Consider the following 17,235-nt stretch of genomic DNA (forward strand, 5'->3'; position numbering starts at 1 on the left):
CGGATGGATGCGCGGACGCCGGCAAAACCGAATTTCGACGATCCGGACAGTTTCGTCCGCGTTCGCGGCGCCCGTGAACATAATCTCAAGAACGTCTCGCTCGACATCCCGCGCAACGCGCTGGTGGTGTTTACCGGCGTGTCCGGGTCCGGCAAATCCTCGCTGGCATTCGGCACGCTCTATGCCGAGGCGCAGCGCCGCTATCTGGAATCCGTATCGCCCTATGCACGGCGGCTGTTCAACCAGATGTCCATTCCGGAAGTCGACGAGATCGAGGGCCTGCCCCCCGCCGTCGCCTTGCAGCAGCAAAGGGGGGCGCCGACCACGCGCTCGTCGGTCGGCAGCGTCACCACGCTGTCGAACCTGCTCCGCATGCTGTATTCGCGCGCCGGCGATTACCCGCGCGGACAACCGCTGCTCTATGCGGAATCGTTTTCGCCCAACACGCCGGAGGGCGCCTGCCCCAATTGCCACGGCATCGGCCGCGTCCATGATGTCGCCGAAAAATCCATGGTGCCTGACGACAGCCTGACGATCCGCGAGCGGGCCATCGCGGCATGGCCGACCGCATGGGGCGGCCAGAACTTGCGCGATATCCTGGTCACGCTCGGCTACGACGTCGACACGCCGTGGCGCAACCTGCCGAAGAAGGACCGCGATTGGATCCTGTTCACCGACGAGCAGCCGACGGTACCGGTCTATGCCGGCTATACGCCGGCAGAAACCAGACGCGCGCTGAAGCGCAAGGAAGAGCCGAGCTACCAGGGCACTTTCACGGGCGCGCGAAAATACGTGCTGCAGACCTTTGCGACCACGCAGAGTGCGATGATGAAGCGCCGTGTGTCGCAGTTCATGCTGTCAAGCAATTGCCCGGTGTGCCACGGCAAGCGGCTGAAGCCGGACGCGCTATCGGTGACATTCGCCGGTTTCGATATCGCCGATCTCCAGCGCCTGCCGCTGAAGCGGCTCGACGCTCTGCTGCGGCCCTTTCCCGGCGCCCGGAACACGGTCTCCGCCGCGCATCCTGAAAAGGCGCTGGTGATTCATCGTATCGTTGAGGACCTGCTGGCGCGTCTTGCGGTGCTGCTCGATCTCGGCCTCGGCTATCTCGCGCCGGAAAGGAGTACGCCGACGCTGTCGCCGGGCGAGCTGCAACGGCTGCGGCTGGCGACGCAGGTGCGCTCCAACCTGTTCGGCGTGGTCTATGTGCTGGACGAGCCCTCCGCCGGGCTGCATCCGGCCGACACCGAGGCGCTGTTGCGCGCGCTCGACCGGCTCAAGGCCGCCGGCAACTCGTTGTTCGTCGTCGAACATGAACTCGACGTTATCCGCCATGCCGACTGGATCGTCGATGTCGGCCCCGGTGCGGGCGCGCACGGTGGCGACGTGTTGTACAGCGGGCCGCCCGCGGGACTGGCCGAAATCGAGGCGTCGCAGACGAGGCGCTATCTGTTCGACGATGGCGGCAGGCGAGAACGGCTGCCGCGGCCGCCGCGACAATGGCTCAAGCTCCGCGGTGTCACCCGCAACAATCTCGATCGTCTCGATGTCGACATTCCCCTCGGCGTGTTCACCTCGGTGACCGGCGTGTCCGGCTCCGGCAAATCCAGCCTGATCAGCCAGTTTCTAGTCGAGGCGGTGGCCGACCGGCTCGGCCAGCGCAGCGAGCCGGTCGAAGACGACGCTGACACGCTGCAGGAGGAGGGCATCAAGACACTCGGCGGCGATATCGTTGCCGGCATGGAGGGCATCAAGCGGCTGGTGGTGGTCGATCAGAAGCCGATCGGCCGCACCCCGCGCTCGAATCTGGCGACTTATACCGGCCTGTTCGACCATGTGCGCAAACTGTTCGCCGCGACCAAGCAGGCAAAGGCCCGCCGCTACGATGCCGGCCGGTTCTCCTTCAACGTCGCGAAGGGCCGCTGCGAGACCTGCCAGGGCGAGGGGTTTGTCAGCGTCGAGCTGCTGTTCCTGCCGTCGGTCTATGCACCATGCCCGACCTGCCATGGTGCGCGCTATAACGCCAAGACCCTGGAAATCAGGATCCGCGACAAGTCGATCGCCGATGTTCTCGCCATGACCGTTGATGCCGCATTCGACTTCTTTGCGGATGACGCCGCGTTGCAGCGCTCGCTCGGCGTGATCCGCGAGGTCGGGCTCGGCTATATCCGGCTCGGGCAATCGGCCACCGAACTGTCCGGCGGCGAGGCCCAGCGCATCAAGCTCGCCACCGAGTTGCAACGCGCGCACCGCGGCATGACGCTCTACGTCCTCGACGAGCCGACCACCGGGCTGCATCCGTCCGATGTCGACAAGTTGATGAGGCAGCTCGATGGCCTAGTGGCCTCCGGTAACACGGTGGTGGTGGTCGAGCACGACATGGACATGGTCTCAGCCAGCGACTGGGTAATCGATATCGGACCCGGGGCCGGCGACGAGGGTGGCACGGTGGTGGCGTCAGGAACACCCGCTGACGTGGCGCGGTCCCCGGAGAGCCGCACTGCTCTATATCTGGAGCGGGCGCGCCGCGGTCGCGCCTGACCGGATGGCGGTCAGGCCGCCATATCCCACAGCCGCGGTGAGCCGCGCAGCACCACCTTGCGGCCTTCGGTGGTGATCACGGGATGTCCGTCGGCGATCGCCGCCAGGTCGAGCGCGATCAGTTGCTCGATCATGTGCCCGCCGAGCTTGGCGGAAGCCGGTCCTGTCGGGCGCAGCGCCTTCAGGGCCGTCCATTGTTCGATTGTCAGTTGGTCGTCGATATCTGCGGTCATGGTCTTTCAGTTCTGAGTTCGTGCAGCACGGCTCTAGGCAACGACCATGAAGGTGATGCGACCATATTGCGCCGGTATCTTGTTTTCGTGGGGAAGGTCACGAACTGCGCGGTTTGGACGAGCGTTTTACGCGACTGTCACGTCAACGTGTCAACAGATCGACCCTGAACGGGGCGCGAATCGTGTGCGTGATTCGCGCGGTTTGGCCAAGGGAGAAATCTGCTGCGTGCGCTGCAAAAGGTGATCGGGGTGATTCGCAAGCGCGCGGGCTGGCGCGGCCTTGGCATGCTGGTCAGCCTGGTCATCGCCGTGGTCGCGTTCATGGCGCTGGCGCGGGCGCTCAAGGGCGTCGATCTCGACCAGGTGCTCGCCGCAGTCCGGCAGACGCCGGCCCTGCAGATCGTGCTGGCGGTGCTCTTCACGATTCTCTCTTATGCCAGCCTCACGCTCTATGATCTCCTTGCACTGCGCCTGATCGGCCGCCGCGACATTCCCTATTGCGTGGCGGCGCTGGCCAGTTTCACCAGCTATCCCATCGCCCACGGCACCGGCGCCGTGCTGCCGGTGTCGTCGGCGATTCGTTATCGCATCTATGCCGCCCATGGCGTCACCGTCGCCAATGTGGCGCGGATCTGCTTTCTCACTGGGCTAACCTTCTGGCTCGGCAATCTCGCGGCACTCGGGCTGAGCATCCTTTATGCGCCCGACGCCATCAGCCGCATCGATCATGTCTCACCGCAGGTCAACCAGATGATCGCCGGGGCGATGTTGCTTGTGCTCGCGCTCTATATCGCCTGGACCTGGAACAGCGCGCGGCTGTTCGGCGCACGGCGCTGGTCGGTGCCGCTGCCCTCGGGCAAGAACGTCTTCATCCAGATCGGCATCGGTATCGTCGATCTCGGCGCCGCGGCGCTGGCCATGTATGTGCTGATTCCCGCCGACATGAATGTCGAACTCGCCCGCGTCGTGGTGGTGTTCATCGCCGCGACCTTGCTCGGCTTCGCAAGCCACTCGCCGGCCGGCATCGGCGTGTTCGACGCCGCCATCCTGGTCGGCCTGGGTGGCGAGCATAACGAGCCGCTGCTGGCGGTGTTGCTGCTGTTCCGCCTGATCTATCACGTCACGCCGTTCATGCTGGCGCTGGCGCTGTTCAGCCTGCGCGAAGTGCTGCGCGCCATGGAGCGCCGTCGCGAACTCGCGCGCCAGGCCGCGGGCTAGCGCAGCGTCAGCACTGCCTGTTGCGCATAGCCGCGGAACGGTCGCTTGAAGGTGAGTTCGGCGCCGGATCGCGCGGCCAGGCGCTCGACGGCATTGCGCAAGTCGTTGCGCGGCGTCACGTCGAACAGGGCCAGCCAGCGCAGCAGTAGCTTTGCCGCAATTGTGGGAAGGCCGGACTGGTCGCCGAAATCGACGATGTGCAGTTTTCCGCCATGCTTGAGGCAGGCCAGCGCATTGTCGAGCACCAGTTGCCAGTCGGGGATCATCGACAGGCTGTAGCAGATCATCACATGGTCGAAGCGGGCGACCTGAAACATCTTTCCCGGATCGAAATGGGTGGCGTCACCGTGGGCGACGCGCACCGATCGGGCGAGACCGGCGCGGTCGATCGCCGCAATCGCGGTGGTCAGCATTTCCGTGGAAATATCGAAGCCGAAGATGGCGGCTTGGGGATAGCGCCGCGCGGTGTGGACCAGGTTGCGGCCGGTGCCGCAGCCGATCTCCAGCACGCTGGCGCCGGGCTTCGGCTGCAGGCCGTCGATCAGCTGGTCGCGGCCAAGCAGGTAGTAGCGTCGAGTCATGTCATAGATGTAGCGCTGCCAGCGGTACATCTTGTTCATGCGGACGGCGGCTTCCGCCGGCCGCACGGCCTCCACGCCTTCATCGGTCTCGAATACAGCCAGCATGATCACCTCGTCGCGCAGGGGTGGCTGCATTCTGCATTCCACTGTTACGCGACGGTCATGTGACAGCGCGCAGCACATGGAGCATGAGACTGTCGCAAAACCGCAGTCTGCGCTTGATATTTGTTTCAGATTGACGATTCGAGGGAACAATGAACACGCAGCAGCTCATCGCCGACGCCGTTCGCAACAGCCGCGGTCACCACGAGGCCACCATCTGGGACCGGCTGTTTGCCCTCTGGTTCCGCCGGCTGGTCTACACCCAGATCTGGGAAGACCCCGAGGCCGATCTTGCGGCGCTGCAACTGCCGCCCGGCGCCACCATCGTCACCATCTCCAGCGGCGGCTGCAACGCGCTGTCCTATCTCGCGGCGAGCCCGATGCAGATCTTTGCGGTCGATCTCAACGAGGCGCATCTGTCGCTGCTCAAGCTGAAGCTCGCCGGCTTTCGCGCGCTGACCGACTACGCCGACTTCTGGGAGTTCTTCGGCGAGGGCAATGCGGTCGCCAACGCCACGATCTATCGCGAGCGGCTGCGGCCGGTGCTCGACGCCGAGGCCCGCGCGTTCTGGGACGAGCGCGATTTCCGCGGCCGGCCGCGCTCGAGCTACTTCACCAACGGATTCTATCGTCACGGCGCGCTCGGGCATTTCATCGGCTTCGCGCACCGGCTGGCGCGGCTGGCCGGAATCGATCTCGCCGTGCTGCTGAAGGACGACGCGCAGTCGCCGGCGCGGCAGCGCGCACTGGCAAAGGTGCACCGGCTGTTTCATTCCCGGCTGGCGCGCTGGATGACGCGGACGCCGGCGCTGCTGTTCAGCCTCGGCATCCCGCCGCAGCAGCGCACGCTGCTCGGCGGCGACCAGCCGCTCAACGAGGTGCTGCACCAGCGCCTGTTGCGCCTGATCGACGTGCACCCCAACGCCACCAACTATTTTGCCTGGCAGGCGCTGGCGCGCAGCTATCCCGGCCCGGGTGACACATGCCTGCCGCTGTACCTGCAGCAGGGCCGCTTCGATGCCATGCGCGGCGGCGCCGGGCTGATCACCCCGGTGCACGCCAATCTCCGCGTGTTCCTGGAAAACCAGCCGGCGCGGCAGATCGATGCTGTCGTGCTGCTCGATTCCCAGGACTGGATGGCGCCCGATGAGATCCGCGCGCTGTGGAATGCGATCGACCGCGCCGGCAGCGACAAAGTGAAGATCATCTTCCGTACCGCAGGCGCGGAATCCTCGCTCGATCATCCCCACCTCGCCTCGCTGCAGCAGACCTGGCAGCGCGACGACGTGCGCAGCGCGCAGGGCCTGGCGCAGGATCGCTCGGGAATCTATGGCGGCTTTCACCTCTACACCCGCAAATGAGCGGCGGTGGGCGCTTGCGCGAATTGACGCGAGTGTCCTCCGCGCGTACATAGCCTTCCATTCGGACGACATCGCGGAGGGTAAAACCGTTCGCGATGTCAATGAGTTAATAGCGACGACGGACTTGCGCCGGTCGTCGTAGCCAACCGCTCTCGCATGGAAGATTGCATCATGATCAAGCGCCTCGTTCCCGGCAAGCGTCTCAGCCAGGCCGCCATCTACGGCAACACCGTCTATCTCGCCGGCCAGGTGCCCAACGATTACACCGGCAGCATCGAGGCGCAGACCACGGAAGTGCTCGCCAAGATCGACGCGCTGCTCAAGGAAGCCGGCACCGACAAGACCAAGATGCTGTCGGTCACCGTGTGGCTGCCCAGCATGGGCGATTTCGCCAAGTTCAACACCGTGTGGGATGCCTGGGTGCCGCAGGACAACACGCCGGCGCGTGCCTGCGTCGAGGCCCGCCTCGCCGATCCCTCGATCAAGGTCGAGATCGCCGTCATCGCCGCCATCGGCTGAAGCTGGTCATTCCGGGGCACGCTTCGGTCGGCGAAGGCCAGCTGAAGCGTGAACCCGGAATCCCGATCTATGCAGCTTCGCTAGGCCGGAACGTCTCCGGGACAAGGTTAAGCCGCTTCGATTTTAAAGGATCAAACTCTAGCAGTCTGCTGAAAAACCAGCTCGCCAAGCGGTTTTCTTGATGATTCACTTTGTCATCTCGAATCGGTGGAGACGAGCATGCGCGGCAATTTTGTGGATCAGGGCGGGTTGTTTTCGTACATTTCACCAGACAAGCGGGTGCCGACGAACCACCCTCTGAGGAAGATCCGCGAGCTTGTCCGGGATGTGCTGGGTGAGTTGAGCCGTAGCCTGGCGAAGCTTTACGCCAGCGAGGGACGTCCTTCGATTCCTCCCGAACAATTACTGAGCGCGCTGTTGCTGCAGGTGTTCTACGGCATCCGCTCGGAACGCCAGCTGATGGAGCAGCCTGAACTATAATCTTTTATATCGCTGGTTCGTAGGGCTTTCACCGGACGATCCGGTCTGGGACCCGACCACCTTCACCAAGAACCGCGACAGGCTGCAGAACGGCGAGGTGTTTGCGAAGTTCATGGCCAGGCTCCTGAACCATTCCCAGGTCAGGCCGCTATTGTCGAACGAGCATTTTTCGGTGGACGGGACGCTGATCGAAGCCTGGGCTTCGCAGAAGAGCTTTCGTCCCAAGGACGGCAGTGGCGACGATGACAACGGCGCCAATTTCCATGGCCAGAAGCGCAAGAACGACACCCATGCCAGCACCAGCGATCCCGACAGCAGGCTCTACCGCAAGGCGGCCGGGCGCGAGGCCAGGCTTTGCTATATGGGCCACGCGACCATGGAGAACCGGCATGGCCTGGCAGTCGCCGGCATGGTTACGCACGCCAATGGCACGGCCGAGCGCCGCGCTTCGGAGACGATGTTGAAGGCTCGGCGCAAGACGGCCCGCCGCCGCATCACGGCCGGTGAGGACAAGGCCTACGACACCGCCGATCATGTGGCCAAGCTTCGCGCCATCGACGTGACGCCGCATGTGACGCAAAACAACGCCGTCACCAAAGCCGGCAAGACCCGCACCAGCGCCATCGACGATCGCACCACACGACATCCCGGCTATGGCATGTCGCAATCACGCCGAGCGATGATCGAGTGCATCTTCGGCTGGGGCAAACAACACGGCACCATGCGCAAGACCAAGCATCGCGGCATCGGTCGCGTCGCCGCCGACTTTCTCCTTAACCTGATCGCCTACAATCTGATCCGCATCCCCAAACTGCTCGCAGCATAGGCCACCGGCTTCGGGGACAACCCCGGCACCCCGCCGATAAGCGCGCTCCCTCACCGCTCCCCACTTCGATAACGACCGCAGAGAGACAAGAAAACTCTCAAATCTAGGGTTTTTCAGCAGACTGCTAGAGATTGCGTTTCAGCGTCTCGGACGGGAGTTCGTCGAATTCCTTGCGGTAGTCGCGCGCAAAATGGCCGAGATTGGTGAAGCCGCATTCGAAGGCGACGCCGGTGATGGATGTCTTGCGGTCGGGGCTGGACAGTCGCCGATGCGCGCAGCGCAGCCGGGTCTGCTTGACGAATTTCATTGGTGTGGTGCCCAACGCCGAGAAATGCTTGTGGATGCTGCGCGGGCTGACGTCGTATTCGGCAGCGATCTCCGGAATCGAGATAGGCTTGTGCGAGTTGGCCTCGATGTGCCGCATGATGTCGCGCATGGCTTTCGGCGCGATCTCGGGCTGTTTGCGCGTCTTGGCATCGGAAATGTCGATCGTGGCGCCAAGGACGCTGGTCACCTCGTTGGCTGCATCGACGACGCAGGTTGCAATGCCGCGCATCCAGCGAATCGATCCGTCGGCGCGCACGATGCGATACTCGTGGGAATACGCCCCGCCATTTATCGCGCGTCTCATTGCCGAACATACCGACGCCCGATCATCGGGATGAACAAGCTCAAGAAACCGCTCGATCGACAGTTCGGATGTGGTGTCCGGAATGCCGAACAGGGAATTGTAGCGCTGCGACGGCTTCGCCTTGCGAGACTTGACGTCCCAGTTCCAGGTGACGAGGCCGCCCAACTCTTCGGCGACCTCGAGCTGCTGCTGCAGAACCTTCTCTTTTGTAATGTCCTCGATGACGGCCGCAGTCCAGCGGACACAACCATCGGGTCCGCGAATAGCCGTTGCCGTCACATTCACCCACAGCATCTCGCCATTTTTGAGCAGGTATCGTTCTTGGATTTTATATTGGTCGATCTCACCATGCAGCAGGCGCCGATTCTGCTCGACATTCCGGCCCCGGTCGTCGGGGTGCGTGAGGTCGATAAAGAAAATGCGGTTGCGCCGGATCTCGTCGCAGGAATAGCCGAGGATGCGGCTGAATTCCTTGTTGGCATAGATGATGTGCCCGTCGCGTGGGTCGACCAGCGAAATGCCGACCGCTAAAGCGTCAAGGAAGGCCGTTGGCAAATTTCCGATCAGTTCGAGTTCCGCGACTGACATTACCAAATGCGCTTACTTGCCGGCGTTCTGACAATCCGATTCATGGCAATCATTTAACAATAAAGCTTTGCCGTGCCAGCAGAACATTCACTCACGGACTGCGCAGTCTACTAAAAACGCGCACGCGGCGCCAGATTTTCGCTGGTGGTAACACGTCGCGGGTGCAACGCGTTCGTGTTGCACCGTTAAGCAATCAGCCAATAGCCAGCAAAGCAATAAGTACTACTGCGAGACAGGATTTGTCACAAATTGAGCGGGACGGGCGCTCGCAGGCGTAAGCCGTCCCTTACTAAGTCAGGCTATCTATCGCAGCTGGCAATGGTCGAACGTTGGGCGTCGAATTGCCGGCGCGGCGACGCTCGAGGGGCGGAATAGTCCGGCTCGATTGTAAGGGGGATTCATTGTGGGAAGCGTCTTTCATCTGCCCGGTGTTGCCGTCGCTGGCCGGTCTTGCCGCCGGACTCACCGACAAGGCCAGCAAGCTGGAAGCGGCGATTGCCACGATCGGGAAGTGCATCAGGGCCTGCGAACAATTCGTTCATACCTTTGAGGCTCTAATCGCTCGCGCGCGGTTCGAACAGGAAGCCGAACGTCCGTCTGCACGATCAGCTGTCGCTGGCATCGATCTAACTCGTCAGACTCAGTCTCACCTGTGTCACCGCCGATCGGTGCGGCGCAATCTCCGATACGCCGAGGGCTATGCATCGGCTGGGCTGAAACACCTGGGCCGCGTAGTTACCGCCGATCCAACCTGAAGTTCGAGCAAATCCGACATGAAGATGCGTCTGACAATTTCCCGTGCGGTCATCGTTTTTGGTGTGGTGACCGCGATCGGTCTCGCGGTCATCATCGGTACCAGTCTTTACGGCTTGACCCAGCTCAAGGTAGGCGGGCCGGTATACGATCGCGTCAAGCTTGGCAATGATCTGGTCGCCGATATTCTGCCGCCGCCTGAATATGTGATCGAGGCCTATCTCGAAGCCACGCTGGCGCTTCATGATCCGGCTTCGCTGGCGGTGCGTACGGAGCGGTTGACGCAGCTCAAGAAGGATTATGACGACCGCCGCGCGTTCTGGTCGGCGTCCGAACTCGAGCCGGGCATCAAATTCCTGCTGGTCGAAAAATCCGACAGTGAGGTGAAACGATTCTGGGAGGCCGTGGAGCAGAAACTGCTGCCGGCGCTCGGCAGGGGGGATGGCAATGCGGCGGCCGCTGCCTATGCCGTGATTACGGCTGCCTATACCGCGCACCGCGTCGTCATCGACGAGATCGTCAAGCGCACCAATGATGCCAATGCGGCCACCGAGGCGGCCGCGACCGATCGCGTTGCGACGTTCACGGTGCTGCTGTGGATTCTGTCAGGGTCGGTTTCCCTGCTCATCGGGGCCGGTCTCATTGGCGTCGCGGTCGGGGTGATCCGGCCGATCACCGGCATGACCGGCGTAATGCAGCGCCTCGCAGACGGCGAGCTGGAAACGATAGTGCCGTCGCTCGGTCGCGCCGACGAGGTGGGGGCCATGGCTCGCACGGTACAGGTTTTCAAGGACAGCGCGTTGCGGGTACGCTCCATGGATGCCGAGCAGGCCGTCATCAAGCGGCAGAACGACGAAGAGCGCAAGATGGCCATGCGGCAGGTTGCCGATGGCTTCGACCAGGCCGTGGGCCAGATCGTGCAAGCGGTGTCAGCGGCATCATCGGAGATCGAGGCGGCAGCGGGCAGCCTGACCAAAACGGCCGAGACCACGCAGTCGCTGTCGGCGACCGTGGCAGCGGCGTCGGAGCAGTCCTCCGCCAACGCTCAGTCCGCCGCGGCGGCGTCCGAGGAAATGGCCTCGTCGGTGACCGAGATCGGGCGCCAGGTTCAGGAGTCCCAGCGCATCTCCCGTGCCGCCGTCCAACAGGCGGAGCAGACCAATGCGCGCATCGGTGAACTGTCGCAGTCGGCGGAACGCATCGGCGAAGTGGTGAAGCTGATCGGCGCGGTGGCCGAACAGACCAACCTGCTGGCGCTCAATGCCACCATCGAGGCGGCGCGGGCCGGCGAGGCCGGCCGCGGCTTCGCTGTGGTCGCTTCAGAGGTCAAGGCCTTGGCTGCGCAAACAGCCAAGGCAACCGAGGAGATCAGCTTGCAGATCGCGCAGATGCAGTCGGCGACCGACCTGTCGGTGACAGCGATCCGCGATATCGGCGCCACTATCGGCCAGGTCTCGGAAATTTCGCAGGCGATCGCCGCGGCCGTCGAAGTGCAGGGCGCGGCCACCCAGGCGATTTCCCGCAGCGTGCAGCAGGCGGCGCAAGGTGCCACCCAGGTGGCCAGCTCCATCGTCGACGTCAACCGCGGCGCGTCGGACACCGGCGCGGCCTCCGAGCAGGTCCACGGTCTCGCCTGCGCGCTGATGAGCGAGAGCGATCACCTGCAGAGCGAGGTACAGAAGTTTCTCGCAGCCGTGCGCGCGGCGTGAATTTTACTGTCATTCCAGGGCGCGAGAGCGAAGCTCGAGCGGACCAGCAACCTCGATATGTCTTGAACATATCGGGATTCCGGCTTCGCGCGCAGCCAACACGACGTCCGCCCCGGAATGACCATCAATCGTACCACGGCCATTCGGCGCCGCCGTCATGGGTGACGGCGCCACCCGGCGCCTGGCCCACCAGCCGCGCGTATTTCGCTAGCGCGCCGGCGCGATGCCGCGGCGGACGCTGCACCCACGCGGCTTTTCGCGAAGCGAACTCCGCGTCGTCAATGAGCAGGTCCATGCGCCGCGCCGGCGCGTCGATGCGGATGCGGTCGCCGTCGCGCACGAGCGCCAGCGGCCCGCCGACAAAGGCTTCCGGCGACACGTAACCGATGCACATGCCGCGGGTTGCGCCCGAGAACCGGCCGTCGGTGATCAGTGCCACCTTCTCGCCCATGCCCTGGCCATAGATCAGGGCGGTGACGCCGAGCATCTCGCGCATGCCGGGGCCGCCGACCGGACCCTCGTTGCGGATTATCAGCACGTCGCCGGCGCTATAGGTCCGGGCCTTCACGGCGGCTACGCAGCTATCCTCGTCCTCGAACACCCGTGCGGTGCCCTCGAACACCGTGTTCTTCAACCCGGCGACCTTGATCACCGCGCCGTCCGGCGCGAGGTTGCCCTTCAGCACCGCGACGCCGCCATCCGGCATGATCGGTTTGGCTGCGCTGTAAATCACCTCGCCATCGGCCTTGTTGGCATTGCCGTATTCCTCGGCCAGCGTCGTGCCGGTGATGCTGAGACAGGAGCCGTCGATGTGCCCGCTCTCGATCAGCGCGCGCATCACCACCGCGCAGCCGCCGATGTCGTAGACGTCCTTGGCGGTGTACTTGCCGCCGGGCCTGAGATTGCCGATCAGCGGCGTGCGCGCAAACACCTCGCCGACATCATCGATGGTGAAGGTAATGCCAGCCTCGTTGGCGATCGCCGGCAGATGCAGTGCGGCGTTGGTCGAGCCGCCGGTGGCGGCGACCATGGCAGCGCCGTTCTCTAGCGATTTGCGTGTCACGATGTCGCGCGGCAGCGGACCGCCTTTACGCAGCATCTCCATGATCAGCCGGCCGGCGCGGCGCGCGGTGTGCGCGCGCTCGGCATAGACGCCGGGCACCATGGAGATGTTCGGCATGGTCAGGCCCATGGCCTCGGAGACCATCGCCATGGTATTGGCGGTGAACTGCCCGGCGCAGGCGCCCACTGTCGGCAGGCAGGCACGCTCGATGCCTTCCAGCGTGGTGGCATCGATCTCGCCGGTCATGAACGAACCGACCGCTTCGTAGGAGTCCAGCGCGGTGATGGTCTTGCCTTCATACTTGCCGGGCAGCGAGCTGCCGCCGTAGATGAAGATCGCCGGCACGTTGCAGCGGACCATGCCCATGATCACGCCGGGCAGCGTCTTGTCGCAGCCGCCGAAGCCGATCAGCGCGTCGAACGCGTAGCTGTGCACCACGGCCTCGATGGAGTCGGCGATGATCTCGCGCGACAGCAGCGAGAACTTCATGCCCTCATGTCCCATGCTGATGCCGTCGGACACCGAAATGGTGGAGAAGTCGCGCGGCGTGCCGCCGGCCTCGCTGATGCCGTCCCGCGCCGCCGCGACCTGGAAGTCGTGGGTCATGTTGCAGGGCGACAGGTCGCCCTTCATGCTGACCACGCCGACCATCGGCTTGGCGATGGCGTCGTCGTCGAGCCCGCTCGCGCGCATGAAGGCGCGATGCGGCGCGCGATCGAGGCCGTCCGTAGTGATGCGGGAGCGCAGTTTGGTCATAGGGGTGGCTTTCGGATTGGTCTCGCAGTTGCGTCACCCTCCCCTGGAGGGGGAGGGTCGGCGAACGTCGCGCGAAGCGCGTGTTCGGCGGGGTGGGGTGACGGCGGCAATGATGGAGCGCAACACTTCACCCCACCCCAGATCGCGCCGCGCTACGCGCTTTGCGATCCGACCCTCTCCCTCTAGGGAGGGTAAGAGAACAAGCCTTACTGGATCGGTGCCACGATGGTCGGGTGCTTCCACTGCATCGCGTCCATCTTCGGCAACATGCCGGCCTCGGTGTAGATGTCGAGCATCTTCTGCATCGCCGGGAAGTTCGGTGCGGCGCCGGGATCGCGCGCAAAATCGTTATCCTTCAGCAGATAGGTCTCCAGCACCGGGATCGGTGCCTTCATAACCTCGTTGACGACCTTCAGCGTTTCGTCGCGGTTGGCCAGCGCCTTCTTCATGCCCAGCGTGATGTCCGACACATAGGCCTTGGCGATCTCGGGGTTCTTGTCGACGAAATCAGCGCGGCAGGCTTCGAGGATGTGCACGATGTTCGGCATCGCCTCGTTCAGCGAGAACAGTTTTCGCGTGCCGCCCTTGGCTTCCATGCGCGCCGCGAACGGCTGGTTCATGTTGATGGCGTCGACGCGGCCCTGGCGCAGCGCGTCCTCGGAGGCGGCGAAGCCGATCTCGACCAGCTTGATGTCCTTCTCGGGGTCGACGCCGGCGCCCTTCAGCAGCATCTTGAACGGCCCGTAGGTGCCGCCGCCGATGACGGAGATGCCGACGTTCTTGCCCTTGAGGTCGGCGATGGTCTTGATCGGCGAGTCGTCCTTCACGGCCCAGTACACCGAGAAGCTGCCCGGCTTTTCCGAGACGTGCTGGGCGACGATGTAGGCTTTCAGGTTGCCGCCGTTGACGCCGTTGGCCAGCGACAGCACGCCCTGCGTGGCGCAGTCGAGTGCGCCCGCGGCCAGCGCCTGGGTCATCGGCGAGGTGCCCTGGAATTGGGTCCACTCGATATTGTAGACCTTGCCGAGATTGCTGAACTCGGTCGGGCGCTTCATCATCCAGTACTTGGATTCCTCGGCGGGAATCGTCCAGCCGACCTTGATGGTCGGAATGCTCTGCGCCTTCGCACCTGCGCTGGCCAGCGCACCTGCAGCAAATGCCGCAGCCATCAACCATTTCGATGTCGTCCGCTTCATGTCCGCTCTCCACTAAAGATGACCACCCGCGGTCTCGCGACCGTCGCTGGTGCAAGCCTTTCATGCTTCAAACAATCAGGCAAGTTGTCCGATGCTCAACATGTGCGCGGGGCCTGCTGCATCCTGCGGCAATGGCCGGCGCCGATGATATCACCGTTGATGCTGTGGCTGGTGCAGCGTAGACACCGCCTAGGACACGCGACAAGGGAGCCAGAACGTGCAGGCAGAACGACAGGAAAAGCTCGGCTATCTCGGTCTCGGGCTGATGGGACTGCCGATGACGCGGCGGCTGCTTCATGCCGGCCACAACGTCACGGTGTGGAATCGCTCGCCGGGCAAGGCCGCAGCCCTGGTCGAGGCCGGCGCCACCGCCGCCGCAAAACCCTGTGACGTTGCGGCCGCCGCCGAAATTATCTTCATGTGCCTGACCGACGCGTCGGCGGTGGAGGAAGTGGTGTTTGGCGCCGATGGATTGGCGAGCGTTCCGGGGGACGGAAAACTCGTCGTCGATTTTTCCTCGATCCATCCCGATGCGGCGCGCTCCATCGCGATCCGGCTGAAGGCCGCGAACGGCATGGTGTGGATCGATGCACCGGTGTCCGGCGGCACCAAGGGCGCGGAAGAAGCGACGCTGGCGATCATGGCCGGCGGCGACGCCGCCGACATCGAACGCGTCCGGCCCTATATCATGGCGATGGCCCGCGGCTTCACCCATATGGGTCCGATCGGCGCCGGCCAGACCACAAAACTCTGCAACCAGGTGATCGTCGGCTGTGCCATGGCGGTGCTGGCGGAGGCGACGCGGCTGGCCGTCAATGCCGGCATCGACGCCAAGCGGCTGCCGGAGGCGCTGGCCGGCGGCTTTGCCGATTCGATCCCGCTGCAGCTGTTCGTGCCGCGGATGGTGGCCGGCATCCACTCGCCGCCGCTCGGCCATATCGCGACCATGCTCAAGGACCTAGACACGGTGGTCGACGTCGCCCACGACACGCAGACCCCGGTGCCGATGGCGGCGCTCGCCGCGCAGTTGTTCCGCATGGCCGCTGCGACCCGCGGAACTGACGCCGACGCGCTGGAAATCTACAAGCTGTCGGCGCCGAAAGCATGAAGGTATTGGTGATCGGCGCCGCCGGCATGATCGGCCGCAAGCTGTGCGAGCGGCTGCTGAAGGATGGCCGCATTGGCGATGCCGACATTGCCGACCTCGTGATGGCTGACGCCGTTGCCGGCGATTTCGGCGCCGATGCTTCCTTCGCGCGACATATCGTCGTCGATCTGGCATCGCCCGAGGCGCCGGCGAAGCTGCTGGCGTCACGGCCCGATGTGATCTTCCATCTCGCTGCCATCGTGTCCGGCGAGGCCGAGCAGAATTTCGACAAGGGCTATGCCGTCAATCTCGACGGCACCCGCGCGCTGTTCGAGGCGATCCGCGCCAAGGAAAGCTACACTCCGCGCCTGGTCTATACGTCGTCCATCGCGGTGTTCGGCGCGCCCTATATTGGCCCGATCGCCGACGATTTCTTCCACACACCGCTGTCGAGCTACGGCACCCAGAAGGCGATCTGCGAATTGCTGCTGGCGGATTACAGCCGCCGCGGCTTTTTCGATGGCATCGGCATTCGCCTGCCGAACATCTGTGTGCGGCCCGGCAAGCCGAATGCAGCGTCGTCCGGCTTTTTCTCCAGCATCATCCGTGAACCGCTGGCCGGGCGGGAGGCAATCCTGCCGGTCGATCACAGCGTGGCGCAGACCCATGCCAGTCCGCGCGCCACGGTCGGCTTCCTGCTGCATGCGGCGACCCTCGACAGCGCCCGGCTCGGCGCCCGCCGCAGCGTGATGATGCCGGGCGTGCCCGCAACCGTCGGGCAGCAGATCGCAGCGCTGCGTCATGTGGCCGGCGATGCCGTGGTGTCACGCATCCGTCATGTGCCGGATCCCGCTGTCATGGCCATGGTCGCCGGCTGGCCTGGGACCTTTGAGACGCCGCGCGCATTGTCCCTGGGTTTCAGGGCTGACGACAGTTTCGAATCGATTATTCATAGCCATATTGAGGATGACCTCGGCGGTGCCTTCGTCGGCTGAGGCCAATTTGAACATTCGCGCATTGCGGAAAAGGATCACCGATGGCGCGAGAGCCTGTCGTAGTTGCCGCAGGCGGCATTGTCGTAAAGCGGGGCGCGTCGCCACTGATTGCAGTGGTGCAGATGCGCAAGCGCGCCGACTGGGTGCTGCCCAAGGGTAAGCTGGACCCGGGCGAGGCGCCGCGCGATGCGGCCGAACGCGAGGTGCTGGAAGAAACTGGCCATGCGGTGTCGGTGCACGAGTTTCTGGGAACGCTGGCCTACCCGCTCGGCGAACGCACCAAGGTGGTGCACTTCTGGCGTATGGAAGCCGACGCCGCGCCGAGCCGCAAACTGATGAAGGACATTGCTGCCGTCGAATGGTTGCCGATTGACAGCGCGCTGCTGCGGCTCACGCGCCAGCACGAGCAGGCCTTCCTCGCCCAGGTCGGGCCGCAGGCAATTGCGCCGGACGACGGGGCGCAGCCGCTGCCGCGCCCGCCGCTGGCGCCGGTGGCGGCGCCCGCACCGCGCGACGTGCTGCAAAAGATCTGGCGCTGGCTGGCAGGCTAGCGAGGAGGCGCTTTCTGTCTTCCCTCTCCCACCTGCCGGAGCTTC

The 17,235-nt window shown here is 64.1% G+C and carries 13 protein-coding genes and 1 pseudogene; 9 read left to right on the forward strand and 5 right to left on the reverse strand.

Annotated features, from left to right (window positions below; translation table 11 throughout):
• The first annotated feature begins 3 nt into the window (after positions 1-3).
• Positions 4-2,541 carry an excinuclease ABC subunit UvrA gene (uvrA, locus tag ACUXVA_RS08060; RefSeq protein WP_445491586.1) on the forward strand — a complete coding sequence of 846 codons (2,538 nt, stop codon included), beginning with the start codon at positions 4-6 and terminating at the stop codon, positions 2,539-2,541.
• Positions 2,542-2,552: 11 nt separating this feature from the next.
• Here the strand turns inward: uvrA and ACUXVA_RS08065 are convergent, their stop codons facing one another.
• Entirely contained in the window at positions 2,553-2,774 is a 222-nt protein-coding gene (locus ACUXVA_RS08065) for a hypothetical protein (protein ID WP_265080777.1), read from the reverse strand.
• 249 nt (positions 2,775-3,023) lie between these two features.
• On the opposite strand from ACUXVA_RS08065, the gene ACUXVA_RS08070 reads away from it, so the two are divergent.
• Complete coding sequence (locus tag ACUXVA_RS08070) at positions 3,024-3,992, forward strand: lysylphosphatidylglycerol synthase transmembrane domain-containing protein (protein ID WP_265080776.1); 969 nt, start codon at positions 3,024-3,026, stop codon at positions 3,990-3,992.
• On the opposite strand, the gene ACUXVA_RS08075 is transcribed toward ACUXVA_RS08070, so the two are convergent.
• Positions 3,989-4,678, reverse strand: coding sequence for a class I SAM-dependent methyltransferase (locus ACUXVA_RS08075; protein ID WP_413776553.1), 690 nt, complete (start codon positions 4,676-4,678; stop codon positions 3,989-3,991). The genes ACUXVA_RS08070 and ACUXVA_RS08075 overlap by 4 nt on opposite strands.
• A gap of 149 nt (positions 4,679-4,827) precedes the next feature.
• Here ACUXVA_RS08075 and ACUXVA_RS08080 point away from each other — a divergent pair, with 149 nt between their 5' ends.
• The 3 genes and pseudogenes from ACUXVA_RS08080 to ACUXVA_RS08090 all read left to right on the forward strand — a co-directional run bounded on the left by ACUXVA_RS08080 (position 4,828) and on the right by ACUXVA_RS08090 (position 7,861).
• Entirely contained in the window at positions 4,828-6,036 is a 1,209-nt protein-coding gene (locus ACUXVA_RS08080) for a DUF3419 family protein (protein WP_265080775.1), read from the forward strand.
• A 171-nt stretch (positions 6,037-6,207) separates the two neighbouring features.
• Entirely contained in the window at positions 6,208-6,555 is a 348-nt protein-coding gene (locus ACUXVA_RS08085) for a RidA family protein (RefSeq protein ID WP_265080774.1), read from the forward strand.
• A 219-nt stretch (positions 6,556-6,774) separates the two neighbouring features.
• Positions 6,775-7,861 (forward strand): annotated as a pseudogene (locus tag ACUXVA_RS08090) (IS5 family transposase).
• A 124-nt stretch (positions 7,862-7,985) separates the two neighbouring features.
• On the opposite strand, the gene ACUXVA_RS08095 reads toward ACUXVA_RS08090, so the two are convergent.
• Entirely contained in the window at positions 7,986-9,080 is a 1,095-nt protein-coding gene (locus tag ACUXVA_RS08095; RefSeq protein WP_265080773.1) for a PAS domain-containing protein, read from the reverse strand.
• 779 nt (positions 9,081-9,859) lie between these two features.
• Here ACUXVA_RS08095 and ACUXVA_RS08100 point away from each other — a divergent pair.
• Positions 9,860-11,542 (forward strand): methyl-accepting chemotaxis protein, encoded by a 1,683-nt coding sequence (locus tag ACUXVA_RS08100; protein ID WP_445493264.1) that lies wholly within the window; start codon positions 9,860-9,862, stop codon positions 11,540-11,542.
• 124 nt (positions 11,543-11,666) lie between these two features.
• Here the strand turns inward: ACUXVA_RS08100 and ilvD are convergent, their stop codons facing one another.
• Together ilvD and ACUXVA_RS08110 are read right to left on the reverse strand one after the other, a co-directional pair.
• On the reverse strand, positions 11,667-13,361 hold the full coding sequence (gene ilvD / locus ACUXVA_RS08105) for a dihydroxy-acid dehydratase (protein ID WP_265080772.1): 1,695 nt from the start codon (positions 13,359-13,361) through the stop codon (positions 11,667-11,669).
• A gap of 206 nt (positions 13,362-13,567) precedes the next feature.
• Complete coding sequence (locus tag ACUXVA_RS08110) at positions 13,568-14,557, reverse strand: ABC transporter substrate-binding protein (protein WP_265080771.1); 990 nt, start codon at positions 14,555-14,557, stop codon at positions 13,568-13,570.
• Between the two features lie 217 nt (positions 14,558-14,774).
• Between ACUXVA_RS08110 and ACUXVA_RS08115 the strand changes: the two genes are divergently transcribed.
• From ACUXVA_RS08115 to ACUXVA_RS08125, 3 genes are read left to right on the forward strand one after another with little or no spacing between them, the layout of a single operon-like run.
• Positions 14,775-15,665, forward strand: coding sequence for an NAD(P)-dependent oxidoreductase (locus tag ACUXVA_RS08115; RefSeq protein WP_445491591.1), 891 nt, complete (start codon positions 14,775-14,777; stop codon positions 15,663-15,665).
• Positions 15,662-16,639 carry a D-erythronate dehydrogenase gene (denD, locus tag ACUXVA_RS08120; protein ID WP_265080770.1) on the forward strand — a complete coding sequence of 326 codons (978 nt, stop codon included), beginning with the start codon at positions 15,662-15,664 and terminating at the stop codon, positions 16,637-16,639. The genes ACUXVA_RS08115 and denD overlap by 4 nt, the downstream gene beginning before the upstream one ends.
• 41 nt (positions 16,640-16,680) lie before the next feature.
• Complete coding sequence (locus ACUXVA_RS08125; protein WP_265080769.1) at positions 16,681-17,190, forward strand: NUDIX hydrolase; 510 nt, start codon at positions 16,681-16,683, stop codon at positions 17,188-17,190.
• Positions 17,191-17,235 lie beyond the last annotated feature (45 nt).

Source organism: Rhodopseudomonas sp. RCAM05734, assembly GCF_052658035.1.